The sequence below is a fragment of the Leptospira terpstrae serovar Hualin str. LT 11-33 = ATCC 700639 genome (genome assembly GCF_000332495.1).
Lineage (GTDB): Bacteria > Spirochaetota > Leptospiria > Leptospirales > Leptospiraceae > Leptospira_A > Leptospira_A terpstrae.
In genome coordinates this window covers 170648-194352 of sequence record NZ_AOGW02000016.1, presented here as the reverse complement: position 1 = coordinate 194352, position 23705 = coordinate 170648, and the positions used below count along the sequence as shown (strand labels likewise).

Sequence of the window (23705 nt, the reverse complement as noted above, 5' to 3'; positions counted from 1 at the left end):
TGCCATTCGAACTGACAACGGTCCACCATTTGCCTCGAATGCGCTGGCAGGGCTTAGTAAACTTTCTGTATGGTGGATCAAACTGGGAATCAAGTTGGAGCGGATTGAACCAGGCAAACCACAACAAAATGGTAGGCATGAAAGAATGCATAAAACCTTAAAGGAAGAAACGGCTTTGCCTCCAAGGTCTAGCTTAGAGACACAACAAAAAGCATTTCGAGATTTTCAGAAAGAATTCAATTACCTAAGACCACATGAAGGAATTCAAAATTCTTTTCCTGCTAACCATTACCAAAAGTCGAAAAGGAAATTCCCAAAACGGATTGTAAAAGCTTCTTATCCAACAAACATCATGATTGGAGAAATCAATGACATAGGGAATCTTCATATTGAAGGCCATCGGATCTTTCTATCTTCCGCGTTAGCAGATGAAGAAGTTGGTTTAGAGGAAATCTCGGACAGGCATGTAAAGATTCATTTTTATGGAGTTAGCCTTGGTGTGATCGATTTGTATACGGGAAAGTTGTTGCATTTTAAAAATCCAATGCAATCCTCATTACCGTCTGAATCAGGATTTTAATGCATCTTTATGTAAAGTATGTATTGAGACAAAACTGTAAAGGATGTACGAGTACACTCAGGTGCCACAATGAGAAAACCTAACATCTCTCCAGAAAACCAAGTAAAGAATACATTGAAATAAAGTTCTGAAGTTAAAAAATCCCAATACCATAAACTAGTAACTCCGAGCACTGTACTGACAAGGGATCCAGGAATTGTTCCAATACTAAGAAAATATATTAAGTCTTTGGTTGAATAGATGGGATCACTTTTTTCAGTGACCCCTCTTATGATCCTATAATTTATATAACTACTAAGAGTATTTCCAATTCCAATTATAAATGCCGTTGGTAAATGCGGGTTATTGAAAAAGTTAGCAAGTGTAGCACCTAAGTAAATTCCAGGGATTGCTACAGGACCAAGGAGTAGGAGAGAGGCAAGGCCCACACCTTCCGGGGGCCAAACAGGTGATACTTGGCTATTTAAAAAGGCAATTTTAAAACCAATTTGAGCTGAGATGAAGTACCCAATAAAGATGATGGGTGTCCAAATAAAAATTCTCGTATATAGGACAGTCTTCATTCGGAATGAAGCATTTCCCATTCCTCCATTTTGTAAAGAATTTCCGACTCTATCTTTTGGATTTCTTCCGTTATTTTGCTAAGTTCCGTATGATCATTTGCGAATGTACTCAATTTCTTTTCTAATTCTACTTTCGTTGTCTCTAACTTTGCTATCTCTGATTCTAATTTTGAAAGTTTCTTTAGGTCTTGTTTGGATTTTTGTGGTTTCCCCGCTGTCACTGTCACTGGCGGAGCTACGGTTTGTTTTGGGGAACTGGGTTCACTTTCCAATTCCAAAGAATCGGTTTCTAAGAAGGAAGAAAAAGTTCCGATATAATGGTCAAGTTTTCCCTCTTTTCGGAAAATGAGAAGGCTCTCTGCCGTGCGGTCGAGGAAATATCGATCATGGGATACGATCACAACAGTTCCTGGAAATTCATCTAAGAAAGATTCCAAAACAGAAAGTGTTTGAATGTCTAAATCATTGGTTGGTTCATCTAAAATGAGAAAATTTGGCCCTGTCATGAGGATTTGAACAAGAAAAAGCCTACGTCTTTCTCCTCCTGAAAGTTTGGCGATCGGCGTGTATTGCAACTTTCCATCAAAGAGAAACCTTTCCAACATCTTTGCTGCAGAGATTTTTTCGCCTGATTCAGTTTCAATCATTTCCCCGGCGACATCTTTGATATAATCAAGAACATTGCGATCCAGTGGTAACTCTGAGCTCGTTTGATCAAAGTAACCCACCTTGGTATTCATTCCAGGTTTGATGTATCCACTATCGGGCGTAATGCGACCTGCCATCAAATTGAGCAGTGTTGATTTTCCAATGCCATTGGGTCCAATCACACCGAGTCTTTCTTTGGCTTTAAAAGTATAGGTAAAGTCATTGATGAGTAATTTATCAGCAATGGCTTTTTTTAGATTATGAATTTCTAAAATGGTTTTCCCTTGGCGTTTGGCTGCTACACTTAGTTCTAAGTCTTTTTGTTCTTCGCGTTTTTCTCTATTTTGTAGTTCACCGGCGCGTTCAATTCTTGCTTTTTGTTTTGTAGAGCGTGCCTTTGGTTGGCGTTTTAGCCATTTCACTTCTTGTTTCAAAAATTGTTTGATTTTGTCTTCTTGTTTTTGAAGGGTTTCTTCTCTTTCTACTTTTCGTTCCAAATAAATGGAATAGTTTCCGTCATAAAGAAAATGACTACCCCGATCAAGTTCCAAAATTTTATTCACAATACGGTCGAGAAAATAACGGTCGTGGGTGATGAGAAGGATGGCTTTATCTAGTCCCGCCAAATAATCTTCTAACCATAGAATGGATTTTACATCCAAATGGTTTGTGGGTTCATCTAAAATGAGTAAATTACTTTCATCAATGAGTGATTTAGCGAGCTCTACTTTTTTAAGCATTCCTCCCGATAACTCTGACATTTTTCTTTCTAATTTTTCGACACCTAATTCGCGTAATATGGATTTAACTTGTTGTTCGTAATCCCATGCGGACAGTCTGTCCATTTCCCCGGAAATTTCTGTAAACTCATCATCGAGTCCCTCTACACCTTCACTCATTCTTTCGCAGATGTCTTCATACTGGCGAATGGTTTTGACTAGTTTGTTGTCCCCTTTGTAGATATGATCGAGGATGGTTTCCTTTTGGTCAAAAACAGGATTTTGGTCCAGGATAGAGATTTTAAGATTATTGTTTTTGATGATTTGGCCGGAGTCCGTTTCTTCTTTACCGAGAATGGCACGAAGTAGGGTGGATTTACCCGATCCATTGATACCAACAATGGCGAGTTTTTCTCCTTCACTTATAGAAAAATCAAGGTTTTGAAAGAGTTTTTTTTCGCCGATGGTTTTGGAAAGTTTGGAAACAGAGACTAGCACAATGTCCATGAGATGGAAATAGGGTCAAATGGACAATCTCATTCAATATTTTGGCATGAATGTACATCTGATTTATCGACTTTGATTTGGTTTTTGTAGTCCCTTCTTTTTTAGAATTCACTCATTTCGACAAAACTTCTTAGTAGAGTGATATGTTATCGAACGGACAAGACGAATTTTATACATCCATACTGAATCGCCAATCCATCCCTGAATCCGTAGTGGGTGGAAAACAAGTGGCCAGCCGCTTTTTAGAAGAATTGTTTTCGATTCTATTTTCTGGATACCATTCGGAGCGTAATTTTTCCTCCAAGGACCAAATCATGGATCAATTGGAACTCTTTCGTATCCGTTGGAAAAATCTACTAGAACCTTACGCCTCTTATGCGGATAGAGAATTTGGTCGTGTTGTCGCATTGGATGATATTTTGCATAACTTTGTTGCTAAACTTCCTGGTTTGTACCAATGGATGTGGGAAGATGCCGAAGCTGCCTTCTTAGGAGATCCGGCTGCTGAAAGTATCCATGAAGTAATTCTCGCCTATTCAGGGTTCTACGCTGGTGCTGTCCATCGAGTGGCAAATTATTTTTTTAAATCTTCCTTACCCATTTTCCCTAAACTACTATCGGGTGTGGCTCACGAAGCTACTGGAATTGATATCCATCCAGGGGCAGAAATTGGCAGAGCTTTTTTTATGGATCATGGGACGGGGATTGTGATTGGAGAAACTACTCAAATTGCCGACAACGTAAAAATTTACCAAGGTGTCACTCTCGGAGCTTTATCGGTAAACAAGTCTTTGGCGAAACAAAAACGTCATCCTACGATTGAAGAGGGAGTGGTGATTTATGCGGGAGCCACGATCCTAGGTGGAGAAACTGTCATCGGCAAACAGTCAATCATCGGAGGAAATGCATGGATTACCCAAAGCATTCCTCCGTATTCCGTTGTGTATCAGAAATCAGAAGTGAGAGTGAGAAGTTCGAACGAAATCCAGGGACTAGATTTTACTATTTGAACTAAATTCCAATCCGGTTCCGACTTCCTAATTGAAACAACACTCGTATCAGAGCATCAATGTCTTCACAAGAATTGTAAAAGGCAAGTGATGGTCTCACTGTGGATTCCAATCCAAATCTTCGCAAAATCGGTTGCGCACAATGGTGACCTGCTCGTACAGCAATTCCTTCTTCTGCCAATCGTTTTCCAATTTCTTCCGTTTTGAATCCATTCACCACAAACGATAAAACACCAGCTTTGTCTTTAGCAGTTCCTATCAAACGAAGTCCTGGTACCTTTAACAGTTCTTTGGTGCCATATTCCAATAGATCGTGTTCAAATGCAGAAATTTGTTTCATCCCGAACTTGTTTAGATATTCAATAGCAGCTCCGAGTCCGACCGCATCCGCAATGTTACCAGTTCCTGCTTCAAATCGGAAAGGTGCTTCTTGAAAAGTAGTGTGATCAAAGTTGACATCCTTAATCATATTCCCTCCCCCTTGCCAGGGAGGCAAACTGTCTAAGATGGCTTTTTTCCCGTAAACCACACCGATCCCTGTAGGGGCAAAAAGTTTATGACCACTAAACACGAAGAAGTCGCAGTCGATCTCTTGTACGTTCACTGGCATATGAGAAACAGACTGTGCGCCATCCACTATCACAAGAGCCCCCACTTTATGAGCCGACCTTGTCATCTCTTCTACAGGAACCACAGTTCCTAATGCATTGGATACTTGTGTGATCGATACAATTTTTGTTTTAGAATTTAACAGTCGTTCGTATTCACTTAAAATGATTTGTCCCGAATCATCCACAGGAGCCACTTTTAACTTCGCACCCTTTTTCGCGCAGACCATCTGCCAAGGAACTATGTTTGCGTGGTGTTCTAAGTGGGTGATTAGAATTTCATCACCAGCCTGTATCTGTTTGTCGGATAGGATGTTGGAAAGGAGGTTGATTCCTTCCGTGGTTCCTCTCACAAAAACAATTTCCTCTACACTACCTGCTCCGATAAATCCTTGGACAAGAGACCTTGCTTTTTCATAAGCATCAGTAGATCTTGCAGCAAGAGTATGAGCCGCACGATGGATATTGGAATTCTCATGTAAGTAAAAATGAGATAACCTTTCGATCACGGAAGTTGGCTTTTGGGTGGTCGCCGCATTGTCGAGCCAAACCAACGGTTTCCCATTGACAGTTTCAGTTAGGATGGGAAAATCCCTTCTTGCTGAAACAATGTTTCCGCCACCTGACTGTGGTATGTTGGTGATTGGGAATGATTGAAAATTGGAGTAGGAAAAACCTGTTTCCGTTAATTTCAAATCTTCTAAGTAAGGTAATGTCTCTTTCTGAACATTCTGAGAAGACAAAACATTTGTGGGAATATTACTTCCGCCAAATGATTGCAATACGCCAAACATTTCCCGAGCCAACTTTTCGAGCGACCTTTCATCAGGAAAATTCGCTCCGATACCATCTGTGATTGAATCCGGGTTAAGTTTTAGAAAACTCGGATCATTTGTATTCATAATAATTTCCCACATCTACGTTGTCTAGTGCCGCTATGGCATCGTCCGTAAGTATGGCTGCGGAGCAGTAAAGAGAAATCAAATACGAACCAATTGCAGATCTGTTAATTCCCATAAAGCGAACCGAAAGGCCTGGAGTTTGTTCCCCTGGTAAATTTGATTGGAAAAGTCCAACAACACCTTGTTTTTTTTCACCGACTCTAAGAAGTAAGATATTAGAAGTTCCAGTCGCTGATTTTGGATTTGTTTCACCATTCACAAGAAGTTTGTCAGTAGGAATGAGTGGGAGTCCTCTCCAAGTTAAGAATTGAGCACCAAACATGGTAACGGTGGCCGGTGGAACTCCTCTTCTTGTACACTCACGACCAAAAGCGGCAATCGCTAAAGGATGTGCTAAAAAGAAAGAAGGTTCTTTCCAAACTTTTGTAATCAAATCATCTAAATCATCAGGAGTAGGCGGACCTTTTCTTGTACTAATTCTTTGGTGAGTGGGAACATTTTTTAATAGTCCATAATCTTCATTATTAATTAGTTCGAGTTCTTGTTTTTCTTTTACACTTTCAATGGCTAACCGAAGTTGTTCGTTAATTTGTTCATGAGGAGAACTATATAAATCAGAGACTCTTGTTTGTACATCAAGGATTGTAGAAATTAAACTGAGAGTGTATTCGCGAGGTTTTTCTTCGTAGTTAACAAATGTTTCTGGAAGTTCTTGTTCTCCCTTTTGACCACATAGAACATCAACATGTGTATTGGACTTAACTCGGTTGACACGTAAAACCCCAGCTTCTAATGGTTTCCAGTCAAGTAACCTGACTAAAAAGCGCGGGGTGATTGCACCATATTGTGCATTTGTTTTGACCGTATTTGCCAGTTGGCGAGCGGCTAAATCTCCCAATGCGTGTTGGGTTTGTTCTGCCATAAATGACCTCTTTTTCGGAAATGGATCATTAACTGATGATCCATTTCTATGTTCCGAAAACGAGAATCGATTGTTTCTATAAAAATAGAGTCAAATTTTGTGTAGTATATTGTGGAAATTGGTCAGTGGATTGGCAGTCTAAACGAATTGAAGCCAGTGTTTCATCTTTTCCGATATGGTTTTTAAAACCACTGGTTTTGAAATGTAATCGTTCATTCCACATTCTAGGCAACGTTCTTCTTCACCTGACAAAGTTCCCGCTGTGAGTGCAATGATTGGTACCGATTTTCCATTTGCTAACTTTCGAATTTCTTTTGTCGCATCGTAACCATTCATTTCTGGCATTTGGACATCCATAAATATCAGTTGTGGATCAGTTTGGATGAAATTCTCCACAGCCAAAGCACCATTTTCTGCTTCGATGATAATGGTACCCGGTAGAGATTTTTGGACAATGGCTTTGGTTAACATCATGTTTACTGGATTGTCTTCTACAATCATGATCTTAATTTTTTCATTCGTATGAATTGGATGAACTGGTTCGTAATTTGGTGTAATTACTTCTGTCATTTTACCTGAAACCAATTTGTCCAAACTTTCATATAAGATGTTTGTTTGAATGGGTTTAAGAAGGATGGACTGCACGCCAAGTTCTTTTCCTCTTTTGTAAATACTTTCTTCATTAGAAGATGTATGGAGAGAAAGGAATGGTTTCCTTATATTTTTTGTTTCTAAAATTTTTAATAACTTTTCAATGAAATCTAGTCCATTTACTTCCGGCATATTAAAATCTGTAATGACAACATCGTAAAAAGTTCCAGAAGAAATTGTATTCAGAGCATCTTTTGGCGATCGAAAACAATCTACTTGGATTCCTTTGTATGTTAACATTTCATGGATCACAAGTAAGTTGGTTTCGTTGTCATCTAACACCATTACCTTTTTGATTTCTTCAAGAGCAGGTTCCGTGTTCCTTTCGTTATCGGCGAGAGTCAGAATTTTGAAAAAGAAACGAGATCCTTTGTCTCGTTCCGATTCTAATTCCATTTTGGAATTAAATAAGTTTAATAATTTACTAGAGATAGAAAGTCCGAGACCAGTGCCACCAAATTGACGTGTGGTGGAAGTATCTGCTTGCGAAAATACTTCGAATATTTTGTCTCTATTTTCGGGGCTAATTCCTATTCCCGTATCGATTACTTCAAACAGTAGTTCGTATTCATTATTATCTTTTGGTTCTGCAGAAATTTTGATTTGGATTTCACCTTTTAATGTAAATTTTAATGCGTTCCCGATTAAATTCAAAAGAATTTGCCTAAGTCGTAAAGAATCCACAAATATGTTTCTAGGAACTTTTGGTGAAATGTTGAGAATGAGTTCGAGGCCTTTTTCGTATGCTTTGTGTTTTACGATCTCTGCAATTTGGTGGAGTAAATCGTAAATATTAATTCGTTCCTTATAGAGTTCCATTTTTCCAGATTCGATTTTGGAAAAATCTAAAATATCATTGATCAGATCCAGTAAGGAACTTGCGGAAAGGTATACAGTTTCCATATACTTTTTTTGCACTTGGTTTAGATCGGTTCGCATCAAAAGGTCAGAAAATCCAATGACCCCATTCAGCGGAGTTCTGATTTCATGACTCATATTGGCAAGAAAGTCTGATTTTGCTTGCGAGGCTTTTTCTGCATTTTCTCGAGCAACGATCAATGCATTTTCGAGTAACTTCCTTTCTGTGGTATCTGTGTGAGTTCCTATCATTCGAAGAGGTTTTCCATCTTCAGTCCATTCGATGACTTTTCCTCGGTCTAAAATCCATTTATAAGATCCGTCTTTACATAACATTCTATGTTCGTTCATATAAATGTTTGTTTTTCCATTGTAATGTTTTTCAAGTGCAAGTAAACAGTTGTCTAAATCGTCTGGATGAACGCGGTCTTGCCATTCGGAAAGATCGGAACCAATTTCAGATTCTGCATATCCCAACATGGCCTTCCATTGTTTGGAAAAAAATACTTGGTCGTTTTCGGAATTCCAATCCCAAATGCCATCGCCTGATCCTTCCAATGCAAATTGCCAGCGACTTTCACTAGCACGTAACGCTTCTTCGGTGGCCTTGTGAGCCGAAATATCAATTCCAATCCCAAGGTAACCTGTGATTTCTCCCTTTTTGTTTTTGCTTGCGGTGACTACAAGTTGGACTGGAAATTCTGTTTTGTCTTTTCGGACATACGTCCATTCATGGGAATCAAATTCACCTAACTTGGCTTTGTAAATAAATGTATCAAATCCGGCAATGGATTCGCCAAACTCTCTGGAAAGAGCCGTGGAGCGAGTATCAATTTCTTCTGGTCTGTGAAAAATAGCAGGAGAAGTTTTCCCTACTACTTCTTCTGCCTCATATTGTAAGTGAAATTCAGCACCTTTATTGAAGTGTGTGATGATCCCATTTATGTCAGTTCCAATGATGGTTACATGAGTAGTTGCATCTAAAATTGATTCTAAATTCCCAAGTGCATCTTCTCTTTGGATGTCCAATTCAACATTCTTTGTAATGTCTTGGAAACTACCAAAGACTCGAATGCATTTTCCTTCAGCAAACACAGAATGTCCTATACTTCTTACCCATTTGTAGTTTCCTAACTTAGTTTTGATTTTTAAAACTAGGTCGTAAGATGTTCCATTTTTCTCTGCTAGTTGGAAAGCATTGATTAGTTTTTCTCTATCTGATTCAAGAGGATAAAAATTAAAAGCAGTCTCTAGATTTGGTTCGAAATTTTCTGGAACTTCGTGAATCCTTTTGGTTTCTTTAGCCCAAAATACTGTTTTATTAATTAGGTCTACTTCCCACCCACCCACATTGGCTGCGGCATTTGTTTCTTCAAATAAAAGTTTGAGCCTTGCTAACTCATCACGTTGTTTTAGAATTTCTAATTCTTTGTCTTTTCTTTCTGTGATATCAATGAGATAACAAATTTTTTCGGTTGGAAATGAATTGAAGTAACTTACTACACTATAATCGGAAACATAAATATAGCTACCATCTTGTTTTTGGAATCTGAATTCTCTTTGGTAGGTTCGAGATTTATTTTTTAAATGTTCTTTCTCTTCGGCAATTGCCCTTTCTTTATCATCCGGATGGATAAGATCCTCTGGTTTTAACATCCCTTTTTTAAAGTCACCGGCTTGGTAACCTAAGTTGAGCGAAACATTGGGAGAAACGTATGTGGTTAGAAATTCCGTATCAAATTTAAATCGGAAAATTACATAAGGCCCACTGTCCAAAATTACATTTTCGATACTGAAGTTTGGTTCCCCGCGCAGAATGACTCCGGGAATATTTTTGAATTCCAAATACCTGCCTGAGATTCGGAACGGATTTCCGAGGAGGCTGATTGTGAATTGGAAAGGTGTCCTTTTCGCTAAAGTTTCTTGGCAAAGGTTGGTGAGGATGAGTGCATCTCTTGGAATGATATGGAGGTCATTGATATGTTTTCCTGTGGAGATCGAGTCAGGTGGCAGATAAAGATTGGGAGAGGTGCGCGAAAACTGAATTTCTAAAAAGGGATCTACATAAATTAGGAATTCGTCAAAACTCTCCACAATGGATTGGTAGTTGAAACTTTCTGCCATGAATTGTTATGTCACTTGACCAAAACCATTGGTCCTAAAGAATAATGGATACGATGATGAGTCGCCTGTCACTTTCTATTTTTTTAGGCTTTATAACGTTCTTCTTTTCTGGAAATTTGCTGAGTCAATCTCAAAGAAACCATGGTTGGGTGGTTTCTGGTTCTTCCTCAAAACTTCTGATCCAAGGAAAAGAAATACTCAATGCCAGGGATGAATTCCGATTCAAAACACCGGAAGGAATGTCCCAAATCCAAGAGATCGATTATTATCTGATGTTAGGGGAATATTACCTTCGAAAAAAAGACAAAGTAGGTATCGCTAATATTCTCTATGATCTCCGTACAAAAAAAGGAGAATATGCCTTTGCCGATTTTTTACTAACATCTCTCTGGAAACAATCACAAGGAGAAGAAGTTCAGGCGATCAAAATCTTAGATACTTACATTCAAAAAGAACCGAATACTTACTTTCGCAACCTAGCAAAAAACATGCGAACTAATTTGTTTCAAGCTGGTGAAGATGAAAAGAAGTCCATGATTCGTATGGACTGTCAAAAAACAAAACCTTACTATTCTTTATGCCGTGTTTTCCGTTTGCAATACTATATCGACCTTCCTTCTGGAAAGGAAAAGGATATGCACAAACATTTTGTGAACATTATGAGAGTTAGTTCTCCTTTTTTTGAAGATCCTAACCTAGAATGGATTCCTCTTTTAGACCGGATTGATGAAGATCTCCCCGCCAAACTTGGATTTCTTGGATTTGTCAGAGAAGGGATCCATTTACAAAAAATGATTATGGATTTGGAGAAAATTGCAGATGGTTCTGTTGGTGAAAATTCGAACGAACGAATGGCTTTTTTTCAAATCTTAGGTGGAGACTACCCTGGGGCCGAAGAATCATTATTAAATTTTATTCGATCAGCCAGAGGAAAAAAGGCATCTATCTTAAATCGAGTGTATGTAAAGTTAGGTGCCCTGGCTTATTTCCAAAAAGATTATAAAAAATCTTTAGATTATTATTTAAAGTTAGATTTGAGTAATTGGTCTCCAGACATTCACCATCCATTTTTGAATGAACCAATGTCCATTACTGGTGTGAAAGATTTAATCTCTGTATCCTTATACAAAGTAAGTGGATCTGAAGCGGCACTCAAAGCCTTACAAAAAATCAAAGATCCGGAAAAACTAACAGAGGCAGATATTTGGCCTAAACTTAGAATTTCTCAAATGTTAATGGACCAAAACCCTGAGTTGTCTTCTCGAATGACAGATGAAATCATTTATATGGCTCAGGAAAAAAAATGGAGAAGGTTAGAATATGCAGCCACTATCTTACAAGGTTATAATCAAATTTACCGAAAGGAATTTCGAAAGTCCACGATTGAGCTAACAAAGAGTAGGGGAATTTTGGATGAGGAAAATGCATTTTATGCTGCAGAGTTTCTTCGTAACTTTGGGTTTGTATTTGCCCATACTGCCTCAGGAAAAAAAGGTCCTGTGAATGGAAACATTCGAGATGGAGTCGCTGATTACCTTCAAAACAATATGTACGAAGATTTGTTTTATATTCGTAACTACAGACCTCTCGCATTTTCTACTGATTTGTTCTTCGAATATGCTCTTAGTCATTTACGTGATGACAATGATGTTTGGGGACTTTTGGATTCTATATACAAATATAATGCAGTGAAATGGATTCGTTCAGGGAAGGGAAGTCCCCATTCCTTGTTCCAAATTCAATTTGTTGATAAACAATTCCAATACCTTTCTGGTTTTTCCACTGCGAGAGAGTCCAAATTTTTTGATTCTACATATGCGGATAGCCGCGAAACCGAAAGCCAAATCCAAAGAAAAAATGAGGAGGAGTCTGTTCGCAATTTAGAATCTGCAAAACTACCTACGATTCTTTTATTGCCCTATAAAGATGAGTTTTATCTTTTTACATTCAATCCTAAAGAATCCAAACGTAACCAACTCAGTTGGAAGGTGATTCGCTCCCAAAGACCAGATGCATCCGATGCCATTGATTCGGTACGTGAACTGGTAAGTTCCAGTAAAGATGCCGACACTATACAAATTTATTTGAATGAGTCTGGTGCTAGTTTGATGCGAACTCTTAAAAAAGAAATGAAAGAGACTCAGTTTGTATTTTTCTTTTCTCTTCTTCCGCAGTCGGATGCACAGAAACCTCTAGGTGTATTTTCTTGGAAATGTCCACAAAACATGCGTTCATTGGAAGGGAAAGGAATGAACCTTGTAGAGACTGCCTACTTTGAAGGTTCTCGAATTCTAAAAGAAAAAGAACGATTGCACCTTTGGGATTTTCCAGCAAACGCTGGTTCGGTGGGTTCTGTTGCCAATCTCACCTGGACTTGTAAGTCCGAAACAGGATCAACGGAAGAAATTCCTTTTTTGAAACTATTCCGCCGAATTGATTACCGCACAGTTCCTAAAATGATAGTTTATACGGAACGTGTCCTTGGGAAACCCTGGTCTGATTATTCATGGCATTACCACTGGTTGCATTTTTGGTTTCGATCGGGAACAAAAAAGATCGGATACCTCCCTAGTTTTCCTGTTTTAGATTCGGGAACTGTTACGGGACTTGCCGAGTCCGCTCGTTACCGAGAAGATGGAGTTTGGATCCAGGCTACGGCCCAATAAGGGAGACATAATTAACGGAGAATCTTTTGGGCAGACTTCCATTTCCTTTATCATTTCCGGTAAAAATGTGCCAAATTGTAGGCGACACTAGGAGAACTCTCCAAAATACTTAATTCTATTCCTCATAAGCAATGGACCCTGATCATAATACTTTAGTGGTGCTCGAGTTTCTATGGAAATAATCGGCATCTTTCTCATCTTTCTCCTCGTCTTTGTCAATGGTTTCTTCGTAGCAGCCGAGTTTGCTATGGTTTCCATCCGCCCCTCTCGCCTAGAGGAGTTAGTCAAAGAAAACAGAGCTATGGCTCATCTTACCAAAAAGGCTGTCTCTAAAATCGATGATATGTTATCGGTTTGCCAAGTGGGAATCACTGTTGCAAGCCTTCTGCTTGGATGGATCGGCGAAGCTTTGTTCGCTAGTGTCGTTTCCGGATTCCTTCATATGTTTCATATTGAATTGGATTTGGTAACCATCCACAGTATCTCGATCGGTGTTTCCTTCACACTCATTACACTCCTTCATGTGATTTTGGGGGAGCTGGTTCCTAAAACACTTGCCATCCAAAACACAGAATCAATAGCACTTGGTGTTTCTGGACCTATGTGGTTGTTTTATTATTTATTCTTTCCTGTCACGTTTGTGATGAATCGATTGGCTGGTGGGGTTCTCACTCTCTTTCGATTGCAACGTACGGGTGATAAGTACGTTCACTCTGCAGAAGAGTTGATGATCATTATTGAAGAACAAAGGAAACAAGGTCGGATCGATAATGCTGAGATGCAACTCATCCAAAAGACTTTTGATTTTTCCGAACACACAGCCAAAGATGTAATGACACATAGACTTTCTATCATTGGAATTTCTCAAGAATCAACCATTGATAAAATGCTTCCTCTGATTGCAGAACATAGTTTTTCAAGATACCCAGTTTATGATCAAACATTGGATCGTATTGTAGGTATTGTCCATGTACAGAAATATTTAAAATGGCAAGCGGCGCACCTTTCTGCAAAAGGTAAAAAAGAAAAGATCACCATGATTATGGAAAAGGATTTTGTGAAAGTTCCAGAGTCTATGTCCATAGAACGTGTGATGACCAAACTTCGCGAGAAAAAACAACATATGGCTATTGTAATTGATGAGTATGGTGGAGTTTCGGGACTGCTTACCTTAGAAGATATTATAGAAGAATTTTTTGGTGAAATTCGAGATGAAACAGACACTGATGAAGTGGATGTTACTTCCAAGAATAAAAAAACAAAAGCCATTACTCTGGATGGAGAGACAGAACTATCTAGTTTGTCTGATATCTTAGAAGGGGAAGAACCTTCCGATATGGAAGAAGTTCGTACGATCGCTGGTTATTTTATGGAAAAGAACGAAGATATGCCAAAAGAGGGTAGCATCGTTCAAATTAAAAAGGGAAGCCTGAAGGTAAAAAAAATGGAAGGGAATAAGATCATCTCCATTTTGTTTACTCCGAAACTAGAAGAAGACAATGATTCTGAAATGGAACGGGAACTTTCTTACGAGGACAGGTAGATGAAAGAAATTGTAATTGCTGTTTCTGGATCCATCGCATCTTACAAGGCTTGTGATTTGGTAAGAGGTCTTACCAAACAAGGATACCCTGTCCGAGTGATTATGACTTCTAACGCTACGAAATTTGTTGGGAAAATCACATTTGAGGCGTTAACAGGAAAACCTGTTCGTATAGATGAATTTGATACTGGTATGGCTCATATCGAAATCAAAAACATTGCCTCAGTACTTGCTGTGGTGCCAGCTTCCGCCAATATCATCGGAAAAATGGCCAATGGAATTGCTGATGATTTAGTAACCTCTACCTATTTGGCTTGCACCTCTCCCGTGTTAGTTGCTCCTTCGATGAATCCGGGAATGTATTTACACCCTGCGGTCCAAAGAAATTTAAAAACTTTGGAAAAGGATGGTGTGACCATTGTTTCTCCTGACAAAGGTATTGTTGTTTGTGGTGATGAAGGGTATGGTAAACTAGCTACTGTAGAATCCATCACCGAACAAATTATAAAACTCCATACCAAAAATTCATGAATCTAAAATTCAAACGAGTAATCGTTACTTCGGGCCCAACGCGGGAATGGATTGATCCTGTTCGTTATATTTCGAATGCCTCTTCTGGAAAGATGGGATATGAAATCGCAAAATCATTTTTATTATACCCTGTGGAAGTGGTCTACATCCACGGAAATACATTGGAACGATATGCTAATGTAGCTGGCGCTAAACAAAATATCGAAGTGGAAACAACCATCCAATTACGAGACGCAGTTCTCTCTCAAATCACTAACGACAGTTTACTTGTGATGGCGGCGGCTCCCGCAGATTTTCGTCCCATCATGACCGCAGAACACAAAATAAAAAAAGAAAAAACTTCCGAAGGAACGAAAGGCCTTCTTCTCGAGTTAGAAGAAAATCCAGATGTTTTACAACAAGTTACTGAGTATGTTTTCGAACATAAAATAGAGAATTCCATTCGAGTTGGATTTGCTGCTGAAACAAGGGAACTGGAAAAATATGCAAAGGACAAACTAACAAGAAAAGGACTTCATTTCATTGTAGGAAATTATGTGGGTGCCGGCAAAGGATTTGGTGAAGTAGATTCGACAGTGCGTATTTTTAGTGCCAAGGGAATGGAAAAAGAAATTGGACCACTCCCAAAAGAAAAAATTGCAGAAGCACTCGTTCAGTTCTTAGTGTCCGTTTGATTTATTTCCAAAACCAAATGCAAAGTAACCTGCAAGTAAGATGAGACCAAAACTTACGATATAATTCCATTTTAACCTTTCTCCGAGGAATAAGGTCGCAAATAGAATGAACACAAAGATGGTGATCACTTCTTGGATGATTTTTAATTGGAACCCTTCGAATTTATAAACAGAATATCCAATTCGGTTTGCCGGAACCATGAGCATATATTCGAAAAAAGCAATTCCCCAAGAAAACAAAATAACATAGAACATATGACTAGACTTGGCATATTTTAGATGTCCATACCAAGCAAAGGTCATAAAGATATTTGATAAAATAAGTAAAGCGATAGTGATCATATAATTCTCGTTGATTTATAATTTGGTTCTCTGTTTTAATTTTTTGTTCGTGTCAGTTATTGGTTTAAAATTTGATTATGGTTCAAGGTAAGTTCTTACTTTTTGGTTTCTAGTTCAATTCTATATTGAGATAGGATCAAGTATCAGGAAAAACTTCTTTGAAAATTTCAGGAAGGATTTCTCCCGACTTCCCACCCAAATGAAGTTGTAGGGAAGGAGTGAGGGATGTGGTTTCTGGATTGATTTCAATCCCTAGGGCTCCATTACGAACTGCAGTGAGTGCTAAATTAGAGGGAACCGAAACGTTGGCACTCGTTCCTATGACAAAAACTACATGGGCCACTTTACTTAGTTCCCAAGCTTTGGTAAGAAGTCTATTGTCATAACCTTCGCCAAACCAAACGATATCTGGTCTTAGTAAGGATTCACAAGCTATACAATACTTTAATCCTGGTTGGCCTAACCCATCTTCTTCCAAATCGAATTTTGCATGACAATGGGTACAACGTGCACGGAATATATTGCCATGAATCTCTAATAGGTGTTTGCTACCGGCTCTTGGATGGAGTCCGTCAACATTTTGTGTGATGAGATTTACAGATTCGGATTTGAATTGCCATTTTGCAATTGTTAGGTGGCCATCATTGGGTTTTGTTTCACGGCAAATCCCCCGTCTCCAGTCATACCATTCCCAAACTACTTCGGGATGTCTCGCGAAGGCTTCGGGCGTGGCAAGTTCTTCGGCTTTATAAGTTTTCCAATACCCACCCTCTCCACGAAAGGTGGGGATCCCACTTTCGCTAGAAATCCCTGCTCCCGTGAGAAACAATAGATTGCGTGCTGAACGAATTCGCTGGATGACATCTGGCTTAAGGAGGCTCATCTATGGGATCATTCTAACAAAATGGGTAAAAAATTAAATCGGAAAAAATTAAGGAAAAAGAAAACTGGTAGGTTATGGCAAATCATTGGGAAGAAGTCCAAAAAAAACTAGATTCCATTCATGAAAAACAATTGTTTCGGGAAACTCGGATCTACCAAGGAATCGATTTTTGTTCTAACGACTATATGGGCCTTGCAACTAATCCGAGTATGTTGGATTTTTTCCAATCACAAAAAGATATTTATCCCTTTGGTTCGACTGCTTCACGTTTGGTTCGAGGGAATTCAGCCTCGATGGACAGGTTTGAAAGAGAGTTTGCCAATTTTGTAGAAGGGGAGGCAGCTCTTCTTGTTTCCACAGGTTTTACAGCTAACTTTGGTCTTTTGGATTCCATTGCCGGCCCCGACTGTTACGTGTTTACCGATCGCCTCAACCATGCCTCTATTTTAGATGGGATTCGTATCTCTGGCGCAAAGAAAAAATACTACAACCATCTAGATCTGATCCACTTACGATCGCTTTTGGAAAAAGTAGATTTGGAAGATCCTTCACGAAACAAAAAACGAATCGTGGTGACAGAATCTTTGTTTAGTATGGATGGAGATTCTCCCGATTTAAAATCTTTACTAGCTTTAAAAAATGAATTTGGATTTGTTCTTGTTTTGGATGAAGCTCACGCATTTGGAATTTATGGCCCTATGGGCAAGGGACTTGTTTTCCGAGACTTGGACCATAAGGAAATTCAGTCCATTGACTACCGGGTTTATACCTTAGGAAAGTCTTTGGGACTTGAAGGGGGAATCATTGTTACCAAAAGAATAGGTCGTGACCACTTAGTAAATGTAATGCGGTCTTTTATTTTTTCTACGGCTCCTCTTCCTATGGTTTCAGAACTTGCCTCTTTTGCACTTTCCTTACTTGGTTCCATGGACAAGGAAAGGAAAAATTTGTTAACGATGGCAGAGGAATTAAAACAATCCTTAAAACAAAATGGATTTTTAATTACGAATTCCACATCCCATATTATTCCACTTTTACTTGAGACAGAAAAAGAGGCCTTATTTTATGCAGCATCTTTGCAAGAAGCGGGTCTGGATGTGAGAGCCATTCGACCTCCGACAGTTCCTACCCCAAGGTTACGAATCAGTTTGAATACAAAACTAAACATAAAAAACATCCATCGACTCGTAAAAGAACTCGTTTTAGTTCGGGAAAAGTGGAGTTCTCTCTAAACTTACTTTTCCCTTTGAATCAACGGATAACAAATGTAAGTATTTTTTTTTAAGTTTCTTCTTCGTACTTACGAATTTTGTTTTTGATTTCTTCTGTGGAAGACTTTTGGCCACTGTCAGAAGCTACATTTGATTGTAAAAGATCCTTCTTTTTTCTAGTTCCATATTTATAAATTCCAAAAAGACCAAAGGCACCTAATGCAAATAAAGTGAAATTAATCCAGGTTCCATCAGGTTGAGCTAATATTTTGGGTCCAAAACCATATACAATGGAATCCACCATCCCTTGGTTTCCATTTTCCTGAAACATCACCACAATGGGGTCTTTTAAAACAGAATCTCCAAAACCATTTTCCATTTTTGAAATGATTTCCTCTTCCTTCATTCCGTCTTTGATTCGGTTTTCAATAAAGGATTTGAGATAACTGGAAGCCGCACACATATTGAAGGAACAAGATTGGATGGGGAGACTTGGCAAACAAATACAACGAATTTGTTCTGTGACTTTTAAGAAGGTTTGGATTTGTGTTTCTTCTTTTAGATTTGTGGTAGTTTTCTGTGCAAATAATAGGTTTGGCAAAAGAATACAAAATCCGAGAACCATAAGTTGAACATTTGTAGTTAAAGATCTTTTCTTTCTTGAGGGGATCAACTCTCCGTAGATTTTCATTTGTTCTTTCATTCTTAGTGCAATTTGTTCCATACTGGTTTACTAACCTTCCGACTTCTTTTTTGTTTCGCCAAGAGGGAGTAACAAAAAAATTCCAGAGAGGAAATAGAGTAAGGAACCAAGCCAAATGAGTTTTACCAGTGGGTTTACCCAAACTTCAAGGTTTGCTACAATTTGTTTTGGAAAGTTGAGAAAGAATTTTAGTTTGTCCATTTCACTTCCCGGTGTGAAGTAATACTGCATAAACATCAAAGGAAGGTCTGGGTTTTCTGATTTAAGATCAGAAGTTTCAATGGCACCAAGTTGGATGTAAAAATCTTCTTTTGCCATAGATAGAATGGCAGGTTCGCTAGTAGGAATATGGGTTTCGAAATCTCCTGTTAGGTGAGAGATTTGTGGGTAAAACCTGCGTTCCGTGACTAAATCCGATAGTTTGTCTGTTCCACGAAAGATTCCGAATGTCCCTTCTTGGGAAACAATCACATTTTGGATGTTAGGTTCTCCACCTAAACCTGAAATTAGGACAGGTTTTAATTTGAGAGTAGAGGCTTCAATTTGATACCCACCAATCATTGCTTTGTCGATAGACTGGTAAACAATTTCTTCTGATGTTGGTGGTTGGAGTTCATAAAAAAATCGGACTGATGTATTGATTTTGAAAGCGTTCCCCGCATAACCAATAAAAACAAGAACAAGTGAAAAATGAACTAAATACCCACCATACCTACGTTTGTTTTTGAGTAACATTCGGTATCCGGCCACAAAAAGATTTTCGTTTTGAAACTCCTCACGACGAGCTCGAATCCCTCGGTAGTATTCTTGTATGATCCCAGAAATGGTAAAAACCCCAATGGTGACCGTAAGAACCGAATACACTTCAGCAAGAACATCTCCATACTTACTGTCTGGTTTTGTAAAGTTTTGGGAATAGAATAGTATGTACAATCCACCGCCGATGATGCCTGCAATAAAGGGTTTGAGTAGGGTTGAAAAAAACACGGCCCCCGCCCCTTTTCTCCAAGCAAGTAGTGGGGCAGCTCCCATAAGTAGTAAAAGAAAAATTCCTGCAGGAACACCCCATGAATTAAACCAAGGAGCTTTAAATTCTTTTCCATACAAAAGGGGTGAAAAGACACCTAACAGAATGGCTGCAGTAGAAAGAACTAACAAAAAGTTATTTAAAAGAAAACTTCCTTCTTTGGAAGTAATGGCTTCTAAGTTTCTTTCTGGCGTTAGATTTTTTCTTCTATAAATGACAAAGCCTGTAAAGAATAGAAAACTACCAATGATATAGATGATAAACGGAGTTCCAATCGTAGATTTAGAAAAACTGTGTGGGCCTTCTAGAACTCCTGAACGAGTGATCCAAGTTCCAAGCAAACTAAAGTGGAAGGCAAGTATCACAAGTAACATGTTCCAGAACTTTAACATCCCTCTACGTTCTTGGATCACCACTGAATGCACAAACGCACTGGTGAGTAGCCATGGCATAAGAGATGCATTTTCAACTGGATCCCATGCCCAATATCCACCCCAACCTAACTCTTCATAGGCCCACTTCGATCCAAGTAAAATTCCAGTTCCAAGAAAGAACCAAGAAAACAAAGTCCATTTCCGAATGAACTTCATCCAATCTTCAGAAAGTTGTCCTGAAACAAGTGCCGACATGGCAATAGCAAAAGGAATAGAAATACTTACATAACCAATGTAAAGGATGGGTGGATGGATGATCATCGCCCAATGTTGGAGGAGAGGATTGAGACCTCGACCTGCTGCTGCTTCTGGAACAAATTCACGAAAAGGTTGGGCATCGCCATAAAATACTGCGAGGAAAGAAAAAAATCCAGATAAAACCGCAAGGATAAGGTTCATCATAGGAATTCTATCTTCAATTGACTTACGAGTTTGCCATAACACGATAAATGTGAAAACGCTCAGTATTAAATTCCAAAATAACAAACTTCCTGACGAACCTGACCAGATGGATGTCATTTTATAAAACAATGGAAGGTGTTCGCTTGAATGCATGACCACATAATAGTTGCTATAGTCTGATCTGGCGAGTTGTGTTAATAAAACTGTAAATGTTAAAACGATGACAAATGGATTTGTCATTAATGCAAGTCGGCCAAGTTCAATGGCTTTACGATCTTGTTTATAAATTCCGTAGATGGTTTGTAATGCGGAAAAAACTAAAATGGCGAGAGAAGCAGTTAAAAGGATGGTACCTAAATTATTCATTTTTCCTCAGCGTATCCCGCTTCGTATTTAGAGGCGCATTTTGCTTCTACATGAGAGGCAACTAAAACCCCGTGATCTAACTTTCCGTCCACTCGGGCCCTTGCTCCTTCTTTAAAAGCATCAGGCAAAAGCGTGGCTCCTGTAAAAAATACAGGGATGATTTGATCATTCAGTTCCAAATCAAATTTCGCTTTTTTTCCCTCACGGACTAGGCTACCCACCCTGACAAACCCACGCACACGAAGGTTTTGGTCCGAGTATTTGGTTTGGTTGGCAGCAAGTTCGGAAGCATCCAAAAGGAGATAGGAAGTTTCCTGCGAAGAAAAATAGGCAATTCCACCGAGGGAAAGTCCAATAAGAAACAAAAGAGTTAAAAACTTACGATTCATAATCCATTCTTTAGACGGATTCCCGTCTTTCCTCTAACCTCTCCGATTGCAAGTTTCGGTCAAACAAAAAGGTCTTAAAAAAACAGCAGATTTAGAAGGCTTACAAATAGGATTTAGCACGATACACAAAATACCCTACCCATTCTTTGATAGAGAGAGTGGTTTGGTCCAAAAAACTAGCAGAAGGGATGTATAGTTCGAATGCCCCTGATTGGAGATTGGTAGCACGATAGTCCGTAGGATAGGGAAAAAAAGTGATTCCTTGTTTTACAAAACATCCGGCTGCTCGTTTCATATGGAAAGCAGAAGTGATGAGAACCGCTGATTCTAGTTTTTTTTCATTTAACAACTTCTTTGTTTCGACTGCATTTTCAAAAGTGTTACGAGAGTTGTTTTCCCAAATTAAATCTTTTTCCAAAACCCCAAGCCCTAAAAAAATTTCTTTTGCTAAGTCTGCTTCCTTATAAGCATCTGCAAAAAGAAGTCCCGATCCACCGGTAAACAGGATCTTTTTTACCTTCCCGGCTTTATAAAGTCTAATGGCATCTGTCAATCGGTCTGCGGAGTCGGATAGTTCTGGCCTTCCAGGGTGTAAAGATATCGTTTGGATCATACCACCTAACACGATGGCAACGTCTGATTTGGGCACATCTTGAATCGCAACTGGTGGGTAATCTTTTTCCAGTGACTGTACAAGGAGGTTAGCAACATAGGCGTTAGATGCTAAATATAAAAACAAAACAATTCGGAAGAGACGAAACTTTCCTTGTCCCGATTTGGTTTTAAGAACAAGTAGGAAGGCCAAAAGAAAAAATAAAGGAAGTGGGTAGAGTAGAACAGTTCCAAATTTGGATAGTGTAAAGAATATTGAATCCATTGGTAGTAGGATTCGGAAAGGAAGGAAATCTTACCAGTCTAAATCTGGACCTAAAACACCAATCCCACTTCCCCAATATTGAGAAGGGTGCGGGTAACGTACGGAAATTCCTAAGGGAGTGCGCAAATACTTCCAATCGCGTGCAATTTGTTTTCGCTGTTGGATTTGTTCTTCGGGAACAGTACTTTCGATTTTATTTAAATACACTTTGGTCATCTCTACCCATTCTTTGATGGCAGAAGGATTTTGTTTTTTTAAATCTTGGATGAGAATTCTAAGTTCGAACTCTGCATCTTCTCGGAGGTCACGAGCAATTTCGGAAACTTCCGCGTTGGCTCCAAAGACAGTTTCACTTCCTTCGGTTCGATCGACAGTATCTCTCCATTTTGCATAGGCAATCATCAAATCTTTTGTTTCTTTGAACCTAAACATAATAACAAAAAGGTGGTTCCCGTTTTTAAAAAACGCAATCGAAAATTCCTAACATACGAAGTTTGTTTCGGTCTAATCCTCGTGAAGTCCCTATCTTTAATATCCTTACTTGTCTTTTTTTCGTTGTCCTGTTTTGCCGATGCCAGTGTTCGTAATTCCCACCATACAGCCGATGGATTTAAAAACCCAAACCCCAACTTTGAAACCAAAGGTTTATGGAATGTAATCTCTTGGCAATTCCAACGTTTCCAACTTCCCCATAGTTTAGATCCGAAAGATTATCCACCCTTTCCCATTTTGCAAAATGATGGGAACCAATTGTTGACTAACCATTCCAAACTATCTGTGACTTGGGTTGGGCATGCCACAACTCTCATTCAAATCGATGGAGTGAACATCCTAACAGATCCTATATGGAGTGAGAGGTGTTCGCCGGTTAGTTTTATTGGACCAAAACGTTACACTCCTCCCGGAATCAAAATCGAAAACCTACCTCGAATTGATATTGTCATCTTATCACACAATCATTACGACCACACGGATCTGCCCACTCTGAAACAATTAGAAGAAAAATTCCATCCCCTAGTTTTTACGGGAATCGGAAACAGTAAACTCTTGTTAGCTGAAGGTTTAAAAAATGTGAAGGAAATGGATTGGTGGGAAGAAACAAAAACTAACGATTTAAGCATCACTTTCACCCCTACCCAACACTTTAGCGGGCGTGGGTTATTCGATAGGGATGAAACTCTCTGGGGGAGTTATCTAATTTCTGGCGAAAAGGAAAAAGTCTACTTTGGAGGAGATACCGGATATTATACCCATTTTCGTGAAATTTCGGAACGATTGGGACCGATTGATGTTGCCATCTTACCCATTGGAGCGACAGAACCCCGCTGGATGATGGAACCCGTACATGTAGATCCAATCCAAGCGGTCCAAGCTTTTGTGGACTTGAAGGCTAAATATTTGGTTCCGATGCATTATATGACCTTTGTTCTCTCGGATGAGGCCTTAGATTCTCCTGTGCCCCGCACTAAAGAGGAGTTAAAAAGAGCGGGTATCTCAGAAGATCATTTCATTCCTTTAAAAATTGGAGAATCTCGGTTTTTTTAGTTCCACGAGGTTTGGATTTC

At 39.0% G+C, this 23705-nt stretch carries 20 protein-coding genes; 8 read left to right on the top strand and 12 right to left on the bottom strand.

Annotation, left to right across the window (positions count from 1 at the left end; genetic code table 11):
* On the top strand, positions 1-580 hold a 580-nt coding region (locus LEP1GSC203_RS16205), incomplete at its 5' end, for an integrase core domain-containing protein (RefSeq protein ID WP_002975110.1).
* On the opposite strand, the gene LEP1GSC203_RS16200 is transcribed toward LEP1GSC203_RS16205, so the two are convergent.
* Both LEP1GSC203_RS16200 and LEP1GSC203_RS16195 read right to left on the bottom strand, forming a co-directional pair.
* The gene (locus tag LEP1GSC203_RS16200) at positions 577-1143 is read right to left on the bottom strand and encodes an MASE1 domain-containing protein (protein ID WP_039938238.1); all 567 of its coding nucleotides are present in this window, start codon (positions 1141-1143) and stop codon (positions 577-579) included. The two genes, LEP1GSC203_RS16205 and LEP1GSC203_RS16200, sit on opposite strands and share 4 nt — an antisense overlap.
* Positions 1140-3017: an ABC-F family ATP-binding cassette domain-containing protein gene (locus tag LEP1GSC203_RS16195; protein ID WP_002974990.1), complete on the bottom strand. Its 1878-nt coding sequence runs from the start codon at positions 3015-3017 to the stop codon at positions 1140-1142. Before LEP1GSC203_RS16195 ends, LEP1GSC203_RS16200 begins: the two co-directional genes overlap by 4 nt.
* Before the next feature lie 143 nt (positions 3018-3160).
* On the opposite strand from LEP1GSC203_RS16195, the gene epsC reads away from it, so the two are divergent.
* Positions 3161-4027 (top strand): serine O-acetyltransferase EpsC, encoded by an 867-nt coding sequence (epsC, locus tag LEP1GSC203_RS16190; protein WP_002975122.1) that lies wholly within the window; start codon positions 3161-3163, stop codon positions 4025-4027.
* A 1-nt stretch (position 4028) separates the two neighbouring features.
* On the opposite strand, the gene LEP1GSC203_RS16185 is transcribed toward epsC, so the two are convergent.
* The 3 genes from LEP1GSC203_RS16185 to LEP1GSC203_RS16175 all read right to left on the bottom strand — a co-directional run bounded on the left by LEP1GSC203_RS16185 (position 4029) and on the right by LEP1GSC203_RS16175 (position 10092).
* Positions 4029-5537 (bottom strand): family 2A encapsulin nanocompartment cargo protein cysteine desulfurase, encoded by a 1509-nt coding sequence (locus LEP1GSC203_RS16185; protein WP_002975033.1) that lies wholly within the window; start codon positions 5535-5537, stop codon positions 4029-4031.
* On the bottom strand, positions 5524-6459 hold the full coding sequence (locus tag LEP1GSC203_RS16180) for a family 2A encapsulin nanocompartment shell protein (protein ID WP_002975105.1): 936 nt from the start codon (positions 6457-6459) through the stop codon (positions 5524-5526). Before LEP1GSC203_RS16180 ends, LEP1GSC203_RS16185 begins: the two co-directional genes overlap by 14 nt.
* A 138-nt stretch (positions 6460-6597) precedes the next feature.
* Positions 6598-10092 carry a PAS domain-containing protein gene (locus LEP1GSC203_RS16175; RefSeq protein ID WP_002975036.1) on the bottom strand — a complete coding sequence of 1165 codons (3495 nt, stop codon included), beginning with the start codon at positions 10090-10092 and terminating at the stop codon, positions 6598-6600.
* 56 nt (positions 10093-10148) lie between these two features.
* Between LEP1GSC203_RS16175 and LEP1GSC203_RS16170 the strand changes: the two genes are divergently transcribed.
* The 4 genes from LEP1GSC203_RS16170 to LEP1GSC203_RS16155 all read left to right on the top strand — a co-directional run bounded on the left by LEP1GSC203_RS16170 (position 10149) and on the right by LEP1GSC203_RS16155 (position 15506).
* Positions 10149-12758: a hypothetical protein gene (locus tag LEP1GSC203_RS16170; RefSeq protein WP_002975139.1), complete on the top strand. Its 2610-nt coding sequence runs from the start codon at positions 10149-10151 to the stop codon at positions 12756-12758.
* A 172-nt stretch (positions 12759-12930) separates the two neighbouring features.
* Positions 12931-14301 carry a hemolysin family protein gene (locus tag LEP1GSC203_RS16165; RefSeq protein ID WP_002975085.1) on the top strand — a complete coding sequence of 457 codons (1371 nt, stop codon included), beginning with the start codon at positions 12931-12933 and terminating at the stop codon, positions 14299-14301.
* Complete coding sequence (locus LEP1GSC203_RS16160) at positions 14302-14832, top strand: phosphopantothenoylcysteine decarboxylase (protein WP_002975097.1); 531 nt, start codon at positions 14302-14304, stop codon at positions 14830-14832.
* The gene (locus LEP1GSC203_RS16155; RefSeq protein ID WP_002975091.1) at positions 14829-15506 is read left to right on the top strand and encodes a phosphopantothenoylcysteine decarboxylase domain-containing protein; all 678 of its coding nucleotides are present in this window, start codon (positions 14829-14831) and stop codon (positions 15504-15506) included. Before LEP1GSC203_RS16160 ends, LEP1GSC203_RS16155 begins: the two co-directional genes overlap by 4 nt.
* On the opposite strand, the gene LEP1GSC203_RS16150 is transcribed toward LEP1GSC203_RS16155, so the two are convergent.
* The gene (locus LEP1GSC203_RS16150; protein WP_002975066.1) at positions 15492-15848 is read right to left on the bottom strand and encodes a DMT family protein; all 357 of its coding nucleotides are present in this window, start codon (positions 15846-15848) and stop codon (positions 15492-15494) included. The two genes, LEP1GSC203_RS16155 and LEP1GSC203_RS16150, sit on opposite strands and share 15 nt — an antisense overlap.
* Before the next feature lie 136 nt (positions 15849-15984).
* Positions 15985-16731: an SIR2 family NAD-dependent protein deacylase gene (locus LEP1GSC203_RS16145; protein WP_002975045.1), complete on the bottom strand. Its 747-nt coding sequence runs from the start codon at positions 16729-16731 to the stop codon at positions 15985-15987.
* 74 nt (positions 16732-16805) lie between these two features.
* On the opposite strand from LEP1GSC203_RS16145, the gene LEP1GSC203_RS16140 reads away from it, so the two are divergent.
* Complete coding sequence (locus LEP1GSC203_RS16140; RefSeq protein WP_002975150.1) at positions 16806-17963, top strand: aminotransferase class I/II-fold pyridoxal phosphate-dependent enzyme; 1158 nt, start codon at positions 16806-16808, stop codon at positions 17961-17963.
* Positions 17964-18012: 49 nt separating this feature from the next.
* Here the strand turns inward: LEP1GSC203_RS16140 and LEP1GSC203_RS16135 are convergent, their stop codons facing one another.
* The 5 genes from LEP1GSC203_RS16135 to LEP1GSC203_RS16115 form a co-directional block, all read right to left on the bottom strand.
* Positions 18013-18567 (bottom strand): cytochrome c-type biogenesis protein CcmH, encoded by a 555-nt coding sequence (locus LEP1GSC203_RS16135; protein WP_051064187.1) that lies wholly within the window; start codon positions 18565-18567, stop codon positions 18013-18015.
* A gap of 108 nt (positions 18568-18675) precedes the next feature.
* Positions 18676-20874 (bottom strand): heme lyase CcmF/NrfE family subunit, encoded by a 2199-nt coding sequence (locus LEP1GSC203_RS16130; RefSeq protein ID WP_002975149.1) that lies wholly within the window; start codon positions 20872-20874, stop codon positions 18676-18678.
* Entirely contained in the window at positions 20871-21263 is a 393-nt protein-coding gene (locus LEP1GSC203_RS16125) for a cytochrome c maturation protein CcmE domain-containing protein (protein WP_002975114.1), read from the bottom strand. Before LEP1GSC203_RS16125 ends, LEP1GSC203_RS16130 begins: the two co-directional genes overlap by 4 nt.
* A gap of 100 nt (positions 21264-21363) precedes the next feature.
* The gene (locus LEP1GSC203_RS16120; protein WP_002975001.1) at positions 21364-22140 is read right to left on the bottom strand and encodes a YdcF family protein; all 777 of its coding nucleotides are present in this window, start codon (positions 22138-22140) and stop codon (positions 21364-21366) included.
* A 30-nt stretch (positions 22141-22170) separates the two neighbouring features.
* On the bottom strand, positions 22171-22572 hold the full coding sequence (locus tag LEP1GSC203_RS16115) for a hypothetical protein (RefSeq protein WP_002975101.1): 402 nt from the start codon (positions 22570-22572) through the stop codon (positions 22171-22173).
* Between the two features lie 81 nt (positions 22573-22653).
* Between LEP1GSC203_RS16115 and LEP1GSC203_RS16110 the strand changes: the two genes are divergently transcribed.
* The gene (locus LEP1GSC203_RS16110; protein ID WP_039938256.1) at positions 22654-23685 is read left to right on the top strand and encodes an MBL fold metallo-hydrolase; all 1032 of its coding nucleotides are present in this window, start codon (positions 22654-22656) and stop codon (positions 23683-23685) included.
* Positions 23686-23705: the final 20 nt, after the last annotated feature.